This window comes from Leclercia sp. LSNIH1, from assembly GCF_002902985.1.
In the GTDB taxonomy this organism is placed as follows: Bacteria; Pseudomonadota; Gammaproteobacteria; order Enterobacterales; family Enterobacteriaceae; genus Enterobacter.
In genome coordinates this window covers 4,346,979-4,362,957 of record NZ_CP026167.1, presented here as the reverse complement: position 1 = coordinate 4,362,957, position 15,979 = coordinate 4,346,979, and the positions used below count along the sequence as shown (strand labels likewise).

At 59.8% G+C, this 15,979-nt stretch carries 8 protein-coding genes and 1 pseudogene; 7 read left to right on the top strand and 2 right to left on the bottom strand.

What is annotated here, in order from left to right; genetic code table 11:
• Positions 1-8: 8 nt before the first annotated feature.
• Together C2U54_RS21525 and C2U54_RS21520 are read right to left on the bottom strand one after the other, a co-directional pair.
• Positions 9-3,341 (bottom strand): CapA family protein, encoded by a 3,333-nt coding sequence (locus C2U54_RS21525; protein ID WP_103180599.1) that lies wholly within the window; start codon positions 3,339-3,341, stop codon positions 9-11.
• 24 nt (positions 3,342-3,365) lie between these two features.
• Positions 3,366-4,244, bottom strand: coding sequence for an alpha/beta hydrolase family protein (locus C2U54_RS21520; RefSeq protein WP_233210464.1), 879 nt, complete (start codon positions 4,242-4,244; stop codon positions 3,366-3,368).
• Positions 4,245-4,359: 115 nt separating this feature from the next.
• Between C2U54_RS21520 and C2U54_RS21515 the strand changes: the two genes are divergently transcribed.
• From C2U54_RS21515 to C2U54_RS21480, 7 genes and pseudogenes are all read left to right on the top strand, one after another.
• Entirely contained in the window at positions 4,360-6,021 is a 1,662-nt protein-coding gene (locus C2U54_RS21515; protein ID WP_103180597.1) for a Mur ligase, read from the top strand.
• 8 nt (positions 6,022-6,029) lie between these two features.
• Complete coding sequence (lapG, locus tag C2U54_RS21510) at positions 6,030-6,722, top strand: cysteine protease LapG (protein WP_103180595.1); 693 nt, start codon at positions 6,030-6,032, stop codon at positions 6,720-6,722.
• Between the two features lie 9 nt (positions 6,723-6,731).
• Positions 6,732-8,678 carry a cyclic di-GMP receptor LapD gene (gene lapD / locus C2U54_RS21505; protein ID WP_103180594.1) on the top strand — a complete coding sequence of 649 codons (1,947 nt, stop codon included), beginning with the start codon at positions 6,732-6,734 and terminating at the stop codon, positions 8,676-8,678.
• A gap of 68 nt (positions 8,679-8,746) precedes the next feature.
• A complete protein-coding gene (locus tag C2U54_RS21500) occupies positions 8,747-9,046 on the top strand; it encodes a tryptophan synthase subunit beta (RefSeq protein ID WP_236560462.1) in 300 nt (99 codons plus the stop codon).
• A 275-nt stretch (positions 9,047-9,321) separates the two neighbouring features.
• Positions 9,322-13,416 (top strand): retention module-containing protein, encoded by a 4,095-nt coding sequence (locus C2U54_RS27340; protein ID WP_139156359.1) that lies wholly within the window; start codon positions 9,322-9,324, stop codon positions 13,414-13,416.
• 168 nt (positions 13,417-13,584) lie between these two features.
• Positions 13,585-14,934 (top strand): TolC family outer membrane protein, encoded by a 1,350-nt coding sequence (locus C2U54_RS21485; protein ID WP_103180590.1) that lies wholly within the window; start codon positions 13,585-13,587, stop codon positions 14,932-14,934.
• Between the two features lie 138 nt (positions 14,935-15,072).
• Positions 15,073-15,774: pseudogene (locus tag C2U54_RS21480) on the top strand (cysteine peptidase family C39 domain-containing protein); the annotation flags it as partial.
• Positions 15,775-15,979: the final 205 nt, after the last annotated feature.

Sequence of the window (15,979 nt, the reverse complement as noted above, 5' to 3'; positions counted from 1 at the left end):
AATTCTGCTTACCTCCCGGCCAGCTGAGCCAGCGGCATGATCAGCCTGCATTCACCCTCCTCACTGACGGCGCGCCAGCCCGCATCGGACGCCTCTTCCCGGGTAATGGGCATGCCCTGCGCGGTCAGCTGCGCGATCAGATCCGCAAATTCCGCCCCGGTCACCGGGCGGGGTTGCCAGAAGGTCTGTTTATTGTCGGTCAGGATCGGCAGAAGCGCGATCTGCGGCTGCGGATTGCCAAGCAGCAGGCGGACGATAAAACCATACGGCGGCACGCCGCGCGACTGGTATTCACCGTTACTGTTAAACACCCCGTTGCCGATGCTGTAGATCACCAGACTTTTGCCCAGTTTTACCGCCTCGCCTGCCATGTGCGGCCCGGAGCCGATAATCAGGTCGGCTCCGGCCTCGCAGAGACGCTGCGCCAGCGCCCGCTGTCCCACCGTTGTCCACTGGTAATCTAGCCCCCAGTGAGCGAGCACGATAGTGGTGGCTGGCCGGGGGCGTGCTTTCTCCAGACGCAGCTGTTCAGCCAGGCCGCCGCTCAGGCAGGCGACCCCTGCCCGACGTGGGCGGGCATAAAAGGCGCAATCCTGCTCCATGTAGCGTCGGTACCAGTAGGCGCTGAAAATCTTGTACTGTCTGCCGCCCACCGTCAGCACCAGCGGAGCGTGGGCCTGCTGCGCATTGCGTCCGGCGCCGATGCAGGCAATGCCGCCGTCGCCAAACGCCGCCAGGGTACTGTCCAGCCCAGGCATTCCGGCATCCATGACGTGATTATTGCCAAGGGCCACCGCGTCGATACCCTGTGTACGCAGGGCGGTAACCGAGGCGACCGGATCCCCGGTCAGGCAGAACGGCTTTCGCCCTTCCAGACTGGCGCGCAGATCGGTGGCGAGGGCCGCCTCAAAGTTGGCAAGAGTGAAGTCGCTACCGCGCAGCAGGGGGGCGATGCCCAGAAAGCTGTGATCGTAGCCGTAACGTTGCAGGGCATCATCCAGACCCCGCGCCTGGCGCTTACGGGTATACCACTCCCCAAAGTAGGTGTCGCCCAACAAGGTGAGGGTCGCCACAGGTTTGTCGATGTGCCGTTCGACGGGCACCGGTGCGGGCTCTGCGCCATCCACTCCGGCCAGGAGCCCATCCAGCAGATAGTCGAGATGAAAGGCGTCATCCGCCCCGGCAGCGCAGGCCAGCCAGAGTTCGCCTGCGATCCACTGCAGCGCAACGCCCCAGCGTCCGGCGCAGAATTGTCCCCATGCGCTGCCGTTGCTGTGCAGGTTGCCGCTTTTACGGTAGACCCGCTCGCCGATGGCCGCCTCGTGCTCACCCAGCCACGTAAGCCAGTGCGGGTAGCGCAGCTGGAAATGGTGCATCAGCCTGGCGATATCCGTAAGCGTGGTGCGCTGGCCGGGGCGGGGCCGACCGGAGACGTTATTGATATGGGTGTGGCGCATCTCCAGCTGGTCGACAAGGCTGCGCAGCGCCTTCAACGCCTCCGCGCTGCTGCCGGCCAGCGTTTCCGCCAGATGAATGGCGGCGTCGCAGGCGTTGTGGATGAGCATCCCCTGCACCAGCGATTTCACGGTTGCCGTGCTCCCCCGTTGCAGGCCAAGAGCCGGATTGCCCTGCAGAACGTGGGCAGCGATGCCGTGCATCTCAACAGGCGTATCAAGGTCTATTTTTTTCGCCAGCAGCCGTTCTGCCAGGCAGACGGCCAGCAGCAGCTGGCTCAAGTACGTGGGGGCAAACGCGCTGTCACCCTGCTCAGACAGCCGGGTTTCGCCGGTGGTAAGATTCATCAGCAGGCGGGCGGTTTGCCCTTTTGCCAGGGCTGGCGACGCGGTAAGTCGGCGCTTCAACAGGCCGACAACCCGCCTGAAGTCGGAATTACGCACGCTCCCTTTGACCAGCACGATATCGCCGTCGCGCAACGCTGGCGCAGCGGCTTCCACCAGCGCTTCTGCGGTGCTGAAATGACCGCTACGAACCTCCTCCGGCAGGGCGTCGTGCAGGGCACACATCTCGTCACCGTGCAGAAATGCCTGCTGACAGCCAGCCGCCAGCAGGGGCTGCGCCAGCGAGCGGTGGATGGCGGCGGACCGATCCCCGAGGTTGATGATCCGCCCCAGCAGGGCGATCACACGGCCGCCCCCTTCCTGCGCTCGCTGAGCGGCCACCTCAAACGCGTTGAGCATCGAGAGGTATTCGGCGTTATAACTGTCGTCAATCAGGGTGACAGCCCCGCCGCCCGGCAGCGGCAGCGCGGAAATGCCCATATGTTGATCATCGCTGCGCCAGGTTTCGAGGCTGGCCACGATCTCCGCCAGGCTCACCCCGAGCAGATCGGCGGCGATAAGCGAGGCCACCGAGTTAAGCGCGGCGCCTTTGCCCGGCACAGCCAGCCGGTAATTCAGGCTCTGCTGACGGAGGCTGAGCGTGATCAGGCTCCCGTTGGCATTCTGGGTAAACGCCGTGATCCGCACGTCGGCGTCGGCATCAAACCCGTAGCTGATGATGCGGGCACCGTCACGGGTGACGCTCGCAGCCACGGTGTCATAGCTGGCCATATCACGGTTTAAAATGGCGTAACCACCCGGAATAAGACCGTGACTGATGCGCGCTTTAAAGCGGGCCACATCGTCGAGAGAGGTCACGCTCCTGCCCACCTGGGTGAGGCCGATCTCGGTAATAATGACGATATGCGGTTTGATACGCGGGCCGATCCCGCCGTTGCGCATCCACAGAGCAGAGATCGCCACCTCCAGCACCACCGCCTGCGGATTGCAGACTGCACGCGCCAGCGTGATGGAGGCCCCCGTGCGGGTGTTATGGTTTCCGCGGCTCGCCACTACCGACATATGCTTTGTCAGGATGCTGTTGAGCATCTCTTTGGTCGAGGTTTTGCCTACCGTACCGGTGATCGCCACCAGCTTACCGTCCAGTCGCCGCCGGGCTTCTTCTGCAAGCCAAAGCAGGGCCTGATAGCTGTTGCCCACCACCAGTTGAGGGAAGTCTGGCGGGAGATCTTCAAGGCGTCGCTGGACGATGGCCCCGCAATAGCGAGAGGCGTGGCGGGGAAGCGAAAGATGAGTGTCACCCCAGCCTGCGTAAATACCGGTGTTGCCGGAGCCCTTACGCCAGGTGTCGGGATCGATGGCGACAAACAGACAGGGATGGCCGGGCTGCGCCTTATCATGAAAAAGGACAATGTCAGCGGCGTGCCAGCCTGCATCCGGGCGATTGTACCAGACGCTACCGGGTAGTTTTTCGAGTTCGGCAGCGGTCCATCCCGGTGCTTGCGTCTCTGCGCGTGGCTGACGGGGCGGTTTCTGGCGCATATTTTTATTCCTGCTTTTTTGGGCTTATCCGCGTAGCGGACAAAGGCGAATGGCGTTGATACCGGCATTCCCCGTCAAATTATGAAATTGCGGCGGTCTGGCGGGGCGTTCGAGCAGTTCTACCCGGTGGCCATGTTCCCGCAGCGCATCCGCGAATCGCGCCTGCAGATCGAACGGCGTATTGCGATCCTGCTGGTTGCCGATCACCAGGATCAACCGGAAGGGATCGGCGGCGATCCCGCTGATGTGGTCGAGGGGATCCCACGGGTGAGGGAGGCCGGTGCCGTCCAGTGCAGGCGCCGGGGCTTCGCCACGCTGCTGACGCAGGCGCTGCGCCCGCTCGAGTATTCCCCAGGCGCCGGAAGTAAGCACCGCGCAGGCGATGTCCCGGCGGCCGGTAGTCAACAGCGCCGAAGCGGCGGTGGCGCCTCCGCTGTGTCCGCTGAGAATAAAGCGCTGGATACCATAGCGGGCCTTGATAGCATTGAGGGCGGCATCGATAGCCTGGAACTCTTCCGCCTGACGACGGCGGTAATGGTTGCCGCTGGAGCCGTAGGTGCCGGGGCGGGCGATAATAATGGTCGGCAACCCGGTCTGGCGTAGGATCGCCCGTGCCTGACGGCGTTGGTCGGCGGCGGTGTTACCGGGAATGGTTTCGGGTGGACGCTTTATCAGCGAGACGCGGTCGCCTTTTAACATCACCACCGCCAGCGGGGCAGCCTGGAGATTTCCGGCGCTGAAATAGCGCATACAGGCGTTGCCTTGAGGGTAGTGTACCCACACGGCCTCGTCGCCGACCGGGCAGTGCTCCCGGGAGGCCGGTTGGTTCCACAGCAGCGGCATTTCAGCGTACGCATACAGGCTCACCAGCAGCAGGATCCCTACTGCGAAACATCGACTCACAATACTGCCCCGGAAGAAACATAGATATACAGAATACACAACTTGTCATACATAATGGTATTATCTGGTTAGGATTTTTCTGACAGGGTTTCTTCAGGCGTTATCAGGAGTAAAAATGCCGCTCAGCCAATTACTGGCGCAAACCCGCCCGGCGATGGAATTGCTGGACGTCGCGCCCAAACCGCCGATTTGCCCCGCCTGGGCGATCTTTTTTAGTGCTTCCGATGGTCAAAGCCGTGCGCATATTGTGCAGGGCTCTGGCGACAGCTTCGATCAGGCCTGGCAGCAGGGCGTAGAGGCGCTGCTGCAGTGGCAGCAAAAGAGTGGGGCGGTGGTTTGCTGGCTGCGCGTTGACCTTGTGGATCAGGTGCAGGCCCTGCGCTGGGATAACCTGCAAGCCCGCTTAGCCAAGACCAAACGCAACTATTTTCGCTTCGGCATCAGCCTGGACCCAGCGTTTCGCTACGCGATGCTGGAGCAGGAGATTGCCGCCAACGCGCTGCTCTATCATGGTGATCACGGCGTTGCCACGCCCAATGCCACTAATCTGGCCCATTTTTCCCGCCGTCGCTTCGGCGCTGTGCTGAGCTGGCCGGAGGAGCCTGACCAGACGCTCTGGCGCTTCACCACCCGGGCGCTGTTTTGCGACGGCGAGCAGTTGTTACCCATCGAATCGACCGGGCGTAACAGCGGCTACCGCCAGCTACCCGACTGGCAGGCGACGGCGCTTGAGCCGATGATCGCCTCCGCCACCGACTACCTTGCCCGGCAGATCGCCCCCTCCGGGCGCTATCAGTACGGCTGGTTCCCCTGTTTCGACCGCGCCATTCCCACCTATAACGCCTTGCGCCACGCCAGCTCCACCTATGCACTGCTCGAAGGATGGGAAGTGACGCAGCAGCCTGAACAGTTCGCGGCAATCGAGCGGGCACTCAACGACCTCTGCGCCAGCTTTATTCGTACTTACCGGCTACCGGACGGCAGCGACGCCGATTTCCTGGTCGATACCGGGGATGAGATTAAGCTTGGCGGCAATGCGGTGTGTATTCTGGCGATGGCGAAATACAGCGAGCTGACCGGTGATGATCGGTATCTGGAACCGATGGCGCGGCTGGCGAACGGGATCGGCTTTATGCAGGATCCACAGACGGGCGGGTTTGTTCACGTGCTGAACGCAGGGGATCTGTCGCTGAAGGCGGCGCACCGCATTATCTATTACGACGGTGAGGCGGCGTTTGCGCTGATGCGTCTTTACGGACTGACTAAAGCGCCGCGCTGGCTGGCAATGGTCGAACGGGCGATGGATCATTTTATTGTGCAGAAGCACTGGCAGGCGCACGATCACTGGCTCAGCTACTGCGTCAACGAGCTGACGCGCTACCAGCCGCTGGAGCGCTATTACCAGTTTGGGCTGGATAACGTGCGCGATCATCTCGACTTCGTTCAGAACCGCGTCACCACTTATCCTACGCTGCTTGAGTTGATGATGGCGGCCTCACGGATGATCGCGCGGCTTGAGACATCGCCGCATAAACATCTGCTGGCGGGCTTCGACATGGCGGTGTTCAACCAGGCGCTGGAGAGCCGCGCCCGCTATCTGGCAAACGGCTTTTTCTGGCCGGAACTGGCGATGTTCTTTAAAAACCCGCCGCGCATCGTCGGCAGCTTTTTTATTCGTCACCACAGCTATCGCGTGCGAATCGACGATGTTGAACACTACCTTTCCGGCTATGTCGCGTACCGTAAGCGCTGGCTGGCCCGGTCAGGCGAGCAGTAAGTTACGTCATGCGGCTTTATCCTTCTCTTCTGGTGAGCTGTCGACGCTGGCTGTCGCTCTGGCTGGTGCTGCTGCTGGTTATCTCCCCCGGACTCGGCGCCGGGTGGGATTTCAGCGCCATCAGCACCCGTACCGAACGGCTGTATGGCCCGGCTACCCCCGCCGCCCGGCAGCGGATTGATGAGTGGGCAGCGTTGCTTAAACAGCCGTCGCAGGGCACGATCCATGACACCTTAAACCGGGTTAACCAGTTTTTTAACGCCCGGATGGCGTTTCGCGATGATATCGTCGTCTGGAAGCAGCAGGATTACTGGGCAACGCCAATTGAGTTTTTACGTCAGGGGGCAGGGGACTGCGAGGACTTTGCGCTGGCGAAATATTTCACCCTGCGCGAAATGGGCGTGCCGGCGAACCAGTTACGTATTACCTATGTTAAAGCACTCGAACTGAATCAGGCGCACATGGTGGTGACATGGTATTCCACCCCCACGGCGATCCCACTGGTTCTGGATAACCTGAAAACCGCCATCTTGCCTGCTACACAGCGTACCGATCTGCTTCCGGTGTATGCGTTTAACGGCGAAGGGCTGTGGCTGCCGCAATCTGGCGGCAACAAACGCGTGGGTGACAGCAAACGGCTCTCCCGCTGGCAGGATCTTCTCACCCGTATGCGTGCAGAAGGATTTGTAATTCATGAATAGGATAGGGCCATGTCTCTTTATAAACAGCTACTGATTGGCATCTGTTTATTTACGCTCGTCATTTTCTGCGGCAACTTTTTCGTTACCCTGGAAAGCTCACGGGAGCAGTACCGCAATCAGCTTAGCGCCCACGCGCAGGACGCGGCGACGGCGCTGGGGGTGTCGCTGACCACCCATATCGACGATCCGGCCATGACCGAGCTGATGGTGAACTCCATCTTCGACAGCGGCTATTTCTATCGCATTCGCGTGATCGACATTAAAACCAATAAACCGATTATCGAGCGCAGCGACGTACCCCAGAGCACCCGTGTACCGCACTGGTTTGTGCGGCTGGTGAACCTCAGCCCAGGCGAAGGCGATGCCATTGTGATGCGGGGCTGGACGCAGGTTGCCCGGGTAGAAGTGGTCAGCCATCCGATGTTCGCCCTGGCCCGCCTGTGGAACAGTATCGTTGCCAGCTTTTTGTGGCTGATCGGCTGTAGCCTGCTGTTTGTGCTGGCAGCCACCCTGCTGTTGAACCGCATTCTGCGCCCGCTTAACTATATTGCCGGACAGGCGATGGCCATCTGCCGCCGCGAGTTTCTTAATATACAGGCGCTGCCAAAAACGCCTGAGCTGCGCCGGGTGGTGGACGCCACCAACATGATGGTGACCCAGCTCAAGGTGTTATTCAGCGAGCAGGCCCGGCGTACCGAAGCGCTGCGCCAGGAGGCCTATCACGACAGCCTGACCGGCCTGAGCAACCGCCGGGCGTTTGATATGCAGCTCCAGTCACGCCTGAGTGATGAAGAGAACGCCGCCGGCCACATTATGCTGCTGCGGGTGCAGGATCTGATGGGGCTTAACCACCGTCTGGGTGGGGCGAAATCCGATCAGCTGCTGGTGGCCGTGGCGGATATTCTGAGCGGCCTGCAGCGCAACTATTTCCACAACGAGGGGTTTGTAGCTCGCGTGCGCGGCGGGGAGTTTGCCATTATCGCCCCGCAGATCCTTGGCCAGGAGCTCGATAATCTGCGCAACACCCTCAGCACCCAGCTGAAGGCGCTGTCTGAGATGGGCATGAGCGACGTGACGCCGGTGGCGCATTTTGCCCTGGTGCCGTTTAACCCAGGCGATACGCCCCAGGCAGTACTGGCTCAGGCGGATCAGGCGCTGGCAAGAGCCGAAACCGAAATGCGCATCTTTGCGACGCCCGATACCGCATCGGCCACCGAGAGCGAAGACGATCATCACAGCTGGTACACCCGTCTGGACGCGGTGCTGACAAGCGGCGACTTTGCGCTCTTTTCACAGCCGGTCTACGCCTGCAACAGCGCGCGTGAGGTGCTGCATCATAAGATCCTCGCGCGAATTAAAACCCCGGAGGGGGAGCTGGTGCCTGCCGGACGCTTTATGCCGTGGATCCACCGGCTCAATCTCAGCCGCCGCATGGACATTGTGATGCTCCAGCAGACCCTAAGTGAACTGGCAAAATCACCGCGTCCGCTGGCGCTGAGCATCAGCGGGGCCAGCGTCGCGGATGACCAGAGCCTGAATGCCCTGTTGCAGCCGCTGAAAAGCGCGCCGCAGCTGGCAACCTGGCTGACGTTTGAGCTGGATGAGAATGAGCTGCCCGATGTCGAGAGGGTGAATGTTCTGGTCAGCCGCCTGAAGGCGTTGGGGTGTCGTCTGGGGATCCAGCACTTTGGCGGACGCTTCCACCTTATCGGCAATTTGCCGCAATGGGGTCTGGCCTGGATTAAGGTTGATGGCAGTTATATTCGCGATATAGACAGCGAGGACGATAAAAAACTGTTTATTGAGGCTATTTACTGGGCCGCCCGTCAGATAAATCTTCCTTTAATTGCCGAGCGAGTGGAAACGGCAGGCGAACTGGCGATCCTCGAAAAAATGGGGCTGTATGGCGCAATGGGGCGCTATTTTGCTGATGCCAGTACGCTGGGTGGAAATTAACCTCACAGGTTATACAGAGGCTGAATATGTATTACGTAGAACGCGATAGGGAAAGACGAATAATTCGGGTGGAATTGACACCTTTTTCCGCAATGACAGAACAGCACGATCTCTGTACGCCCGAGATTGACGAGTGGTTGCGCCAGCGTGATATCCGCGAAGCCACGCTGTATCAGCTGCGGCAAAGCGACCTTGAGATGGTGCGTGTGCTTGAGGATCTGATCGAGGTTCTGATGAGTAAAGGGGTTATCACCATTACTGACCTGCCGCCTGCCGCACAGGCCAAACTCACCAGCCGTGCGCAGGCGCGTCGCTCGCTGAGTGGTCTGGAAGGGTTAATCGCGGATGAGGACGAGGGGCTTATTTAGCCTCTTTTGCGTACCGGGATTAATCAACAATTAATAGGGGGATATTTCCCTGGCTCCCTATTTTGATAGTACAGATCTTTTTAGTTTCCTGTTTATTCATGGCATCTATTAATATAGCGCCCTGATCCGTATCTGCATCAATAAATCTGGTGCATAAAGGCGTATTGTAGTCATAGTTGCACAGCATATTACTAATACAGATTAAATACTCTTTTAGCATTCTAAGCCTGACAAATGGATGAATTGGGCAAGAAAAAGATTGAGGGAGACAATATATGAGTGGCGTATCCGGGATTGTCAAAGCAGTAATCGGGCAGGTATTTGCCGTCAGCCCTGACGGCAGTAAGCGTTTGCTGACCGAAGGCGACCGCGTTCTCGAAGGAGAACACGTCCAGACGGGAGCGGCTGGCGCAATTACCTTATCTTTGCCGGATGGCAAACAACTGGATCTGGGGCGTGACAGTCAGTGGGACAGCTCAGGGCATATAGTGGCAGAGGCCACGGCGACCCAGCAGCAGGACGTGGCAGCCATCCAGCAGGCTATTGCCGACGGGCAGGACCCGACGCAAACCCTGGAAGCGACAGCAGCTGGTCCGCAATCCGGTAATTCTGGCGGCGAGCCAGGCGGCAGCGGCGGCGGGTCACATACCCACGTCGTGCTCGATCTTACCGGCGAAATTGTTGATCCCACTGCGGGTTACCCAACGATCGGCCTGGATTTCCCCGATGATGAGCCCCCGGAAGAATTAACGCTGCTCGATATTGATGATTCAGATGCTGATGCGGATTCTGATGCTGACGCGGATGCGGATGCCGATGCTGACGCAGATGCGGACGCTGATTCTGATTCCGATGCTGATGCTGATGCTGATGCTGATGCTGATGCCGATGCCGATGCCGATGCAGATTCTGACGCCGACGCCGACGCGGATTCCGATTCTGATGCGGATGCGGATGCTGATGCGGATGCTGATGCTGATGCGGATGCGGATGCGGATGCGGATGCGGATGCGGATGCCGATGCAGATGCAGATGCCGATTCTGATGCAGACGCGGATGCCGATGCGGATTCTGACTCCGACGCGGACGCCGATGCCGATGCAGATGCTGATGCCGATTCTGATTCTGATGCAGACGCAGACGCCGACGCTGATGCGGATGCGGATGCGGATGCGGACGCCGACGCTGATGCCGATGCGGATGCAGATGCGGATGCAGATGCGGATGCAGATGCGGACGCCGACGCTGATGCTGATGCTGATGCGGATGCCGATTCTGATGCAGATGCGGACGCCGACGCCGACGCAGATGCGGACTCTGATGCCGACGCGGATGCCGATGCTGATGCTGATGCTGATGCGGATTCTGACGCTGATGCTGATGCGGATGCTGATGCGGACGCCGACGCCGATGCCGATGCGGATGCGGATGCGGATGCCGATGCCGATGCCGATGCGGATGCGGATGCCGACGCGGATGCGGATGCCGATGCGGACGCCGATGCAGATGCGGACGCCGACGCTGATGCGGATGCGGATGCCGACGCGGATGCGGATGCCGATGCGGATGCCGACGCGGATGCCGATGCGGATGCCGACGCCGATGCGGATGCTGATGCAGACGCCGATGCTGACGCGGATTCTGATTCCGATGCGGATTCTGACGCCGATGCTGATGCGGATGCCGATGCGGATGCCGATGCCGATGCCGATGCAGATGCAGATGCAGATGCAGATGCGGATTCTGACGCCGACGCCGACGCCGATGCCGATGCCGATGCCGATGCCGATGCCGATGCCGATGCCGACGCGGATGCTGATGCTGATGCTGATGCCGATGCCGATGCCGATGCCGATGCGGATGCGGATGCGGATGCGGATTCTGATTCCGATGCCGATGCCGACGCGGATGCTGATGCTGATGCTGATGCCGATGCCGATGCCGATGCCGATGCGGATGCGGATGCGGATGCGGATTCTGATTCCGATGCTGATGCTGATGCTGATGCTGATGCTGATGCAGATGCCGATTCCGATGCTGACGCTGATGCGGATGCCGACGCCGACGCCGATGCCGATGCCGATGCCGATGCGGATGCCGATGCCGATGCCGATGCGGACGCAGATGCTGATGCTGATTCGGATGCAGATGCAGATGCAGATGCAGACGCCGATGCGGATTCTGACGCCGATGCCGATGCCGATGCGGACGCCGATGCGGATGCGGATGCGGATGCGGATGCGGATGCGGACGCCGACGCAGATGCTGATGCTGACGCTGACGCTGATTCGGATGCAGATGCCGACGCGGATGCCGACGCGGACGCAGATGCGGACGCCGACGCCGACGCCGATGCGGATGCCGACGCCGACGCCGATGCGGATGCCGATGCGGACGCTGATGCCGATGCCGACGCAGATGCTGATGCTGATTCGGATGCAGATGCCGATTCTGATTCCGATGCAGATGCTGATGCGGACGCCGATGCGGACGCCGATGCGGATGCGGATGCGGATGCGGATGCCGACGCCGATGCCGACGCAGATGCAGATGCAGATGCAGATGCAGACGCGGATTCGGATGCCGATGCGGACGCCGATTCTGATGCAGATGCAGATGCCGATGCCGACGCGGATGCCGACGCGGATGCGGATGCGGATTCTGACGCTGATGCCGATGCCGATGCCGATGCCGATGCAGATGCAGATGCAGATGCGGATTCCGATGCTGACGCGGATTCTGATGCCGATGCCGATGCCGATGCCGATGCCGATGCTGATGCTGATGCTGATGCTGATGCTGATGCCGATTCTGATTCCGATGCCGATGCCGATGCCGACGCAGATGCGGACTCTGATGCCGACGCCGACGCCGACGCGGATGCCGACGCGGACTCTGATTCCGACGCCGACGTCAAACTGACCGTTACCGTCACTCCAGGCAGTAAGACGACCGAGACGACAGATGACCAGATCATCCACGTTAATGGCGGCAGCGGCGATCCTAACGGTTACGACATCCAGAACGGCGTGATTGTGGCGATCGGCAGCAACGTACATGTCTGGCTGACCCCGGATAGCCCGGACGGCAAGATCCAGGGCGACTTCGTGCCGAAGGCCGACAGCCCGGATCAGATCCACTACTACAACAGCCAGGGTAACGCCAACGCCAATAACGGCGACAAGACCTACACCGATATATTTGTGGTCGGTGACCATACGGGTGGCTATTACCAGCAGGGTGACTGGCCGCAGGATCGCTATGAATTCCGGCCGCTCAACGGCATCACTGGCAACCAGGGCTTACCGCAAAGCAGCGTGGGTAAGGACTATATCTTTGTTCAGGGGAATGAGGCTGACTACACCGTTACCGGTGTCGACCATCCACAGAATGGTAAAAACAACGATATAGATAACCTGCATGTGGTTGATAACGAGACCGGGAAGTCACCGTTCCAGAATGCCAACGGCATCGAAGGCGTTGTTTTTGGTGACGGACCCTCCTCCACGCACGGCGGCAATACCACCGTCAGCTATACGGTGACGCTGAATCTGGATGTCAATCTCGAAAGCTCAGACAGCAGCGATCACCTTAACAGCATCACCCTGAGCGGTATCCCGGAAAACGCGACCTTTACCGGCAACTATGCGAGCGTCAGCTACAACGCCGAAGAGAAGAGCTACACCCTGACCTTTGACAACGACACCTCGCACTTCAACGGCCAGGTGAGCGTTGAGCTGCCGGACGGTCAGAGCGATTTCGGGGAGATCGGGCTGAAAGTGGACTCTACCGCCTTCGATCAACACGAAACCGACTTCACCGTTGACGGGAAAGAGGGCGGAACGTTTGTCAGCGAAAGCCACGGCGGAGAAGAGCACGCCGATGATAACGTTGACGATCACCCTCTGATGGCTGACCACAGCGTTGAGGAGAATCATGTTGAAAGCGACAGTGAAGAGAATCACAAGCAGACGAGCAGCCTGACGGCTGATGAGCATGACGCCGACCACGCTCTGGCGAACGGGGATCACGCCGCATCGTTAATCGATTACGACAACCTGATGCTCAATACCAACAGTGTGGATAACAACGGCACACCAACGGTCGATAATGCGCAGAGCGAAAACCTCACGCTCCAGAGTACGGATCAGGAGGAGCAGCTGAACTTTAGCGATCTCATTCATGATGAAGAGCATAACGATCTCAGCACGCTGATCCAGGCGGGGCCGCAGAGCGACACGGCGGAGGGCCCGGCGGAAGTCGAGCATGTTCCTGCTGAAGGCGGTGAGATCGCCGGAACGGAGGGGTATGACGCGGGTAACGACACGATGCTCGACAGTCTGATCGCCAAACCGGAAGAGCACGCCTGACTGGCGCCGCGCAGGGCTGGTCTGGCACTGCGCGGCAAACATTATTCAGGACAGACGAGGGATCCCGTCTGTCCGCAAAATCGCAGGGTACATTTTTCCCCCTCTCTCTGATGGGGTTTCTCTGGTGAATATTGACCAATAATCAAGGGATATGAAGGAAAAAATAAGATGAAACAGTATAGTCAGTTCGTTATAGGGGCTACCCTGGCGCTGAGCGCCACATATAGCCAGGCCACGACCCTGGAACAGGCCGTGAAAGAGAGCCTGTTATGGCATCCGGAAGTTAACGCCTCGGTAAACAGCCGCTATTCCGCCGATCAGGATCTCCGCGCCGCCAAAGGCGGCTATCTCCCGACCCTGGATCTCACCGCCGGTACCGGCTGGGAACAAACCGATAACGCCAGCACCCGCGGGGCAGGCGATCATCTGCGTGATTTGCACCGCAGCGAGTCCGCCATCAATCTGCGCCAGAACGTCTTCAACGGTTTTGCCACCACCAGCGAAGTGGGCCGCCAGAAAGCGACGGTCAACTCCCGCGCCTGGACGGTAATGAATACCAGCGAATCCACCGCCCTGCAGGCGATCCAGAGCTATCTCGATGTGCTGATGCGCCAGAAGATGGTGGCGCTGGCAGAAGATAACCTGAAGAATCACGAGCGCGTATTCGATCAGATCCGCCTGCGTACCGAGCAGGGGGTGGGGCGTCAGGCTGACTTTGAGCAGGCCCAGGCTCGTCTGGCCCAGGCGCGCAACAACCTGCTGACCGAGCAAACTAACCTCGAAGACGCTCGCGCCAACTACCAGAGTATCACCGGCAAAGAGCCTGACACTCTCGTCATGCCCGCCAAAATCGCGGTACCCGCCTCGCTGGAGGCCGCGCGGACCGTCATGCTGGCAAACAATCCGCTGCTGAAACAGGCCGATGCCGATGTGGAAGCGACCCGCCAGCAGTACGAGGCGGCAAAATCGCGCTTTTATCCGGATGTGAATGTCGAAGTCGGGCGCACCATGGATAACAACATCGATGGGACCCGCGGCCACAGCCAGGAGTGGCAGGCGATGCTGCGCATGCGTTACAACCTCTATAACGGCGGCAGCGACCAGGCGACGCTCACCTCTTACGCCTACAAAATGAAAGAGGCTCAGGATGTGAAAAATAACGCCCAGCGTCAGCTGAACGAAGAGCTGCGTCTGGCCTGGAACGCCCTGAAAAACGCCGGGCAGCAGGTGCCGATCGCCAAAGAGTATGCCGATCGCAGCGTGCAGGTGCGTAGCGCCTACCAGGAGCAGTTCAGCCTTGGCGACCGGACCTTGCTCGATATGCTGGACAGTGAAAACGAGGTGTTCAGCGCCCAGCGCCGCTACGTCGAGCTGCAGTTTGTCGACATGTTTACCACCTACCGCATCAGCGCCCGTACCGGCGAACTGCTTAAGAGCCTGAATATTCAGCCGCCGACGGCAGCGGAGCCGCTCACGCAAGCGAAATCTTCCCAGGCAGAACTGCCTGAATTAAAGTAAGACGCCCTGAGAGGCTGACGGGGTTGTTGCTGGCAGAGATAACGGCAACAACCCTCTCTTTTTTTATCTGCGGTTCCCGTCCGCAGAACACTGAGGCAGAGAATGACGCCTGATATTGACTCCTCTGATCGCATCGAGATGGCCCCGCAGGCGCAGGGCAGGCTGGATCCGCGGCAAAGCCATGACGATCCCCTGCTGGATGCGCTGATGATCGTCTGTAAATTGCATAACATAGGCACCAGCCGCAACGTCCTGACCGCGGGGTTGCCGCTGGCAGCCCACACCCTGACGACAGAGACCTTCCCCCGCGCCGCCGGACGGGCCGGGCTCAAGGCGCGGGTGGTGCAGCGTGGGCTTGAAAACATCACCGCGCTCTCTCTGCCCGCCATTCTCCTGCTGAAGAACAATCAGGCCGCGGTGCTGATTGGTTGGGATGCGCAGCAGCGCGTCCGGCTGCTGCCCAGTGAAACGGAGGGCGGTGAGATCACCGTGTCGCCAGAGACGCTGGCGGAGAATTACAGCGGCCGGGTGATTTTTATCTCTCCGGAGCATGAGTTTGATGCCCAGCCGACGGCCACTCTGCCGCGTACCAAAGCCTGGTTCCAGGATACGCTCAAACTGTCGAAATCCCTCTACCTGGATGCGGTGGTCGCCAGTTTCCTCGTCAACCTGGTGGCGCTCAGCGCCCCGCTGTTTGTGATGAACGTCTATGACCGGGTGGTGCCCAATCAGGCCACCGCCACGCTGTGGGTGCTGGCGATTGGCATCAGCATTGCCTTTGTGTTCGACTTTGTACTGAAGATCCTGCGGGGAATTTGCCTCGATCTGGCGGGCAAAAAAGTGCCGGTGTCAAGTCTTTCGCGCAAATCAAGAAGGACTTGAAACCGTATATGGGACAGTAGGTTAGCTCCTTTCGGGGCCGCTTAGAAGAAGAGCGGCGTTGTCGGCTAGGAGCGACATAGGAGCGTTGGGAGAGAAAGCCGCATCGCACTGTGTAGTGCTGGATTGCCGAGGAACGGCGGGCCTGTCGCATCATCATAGCCCA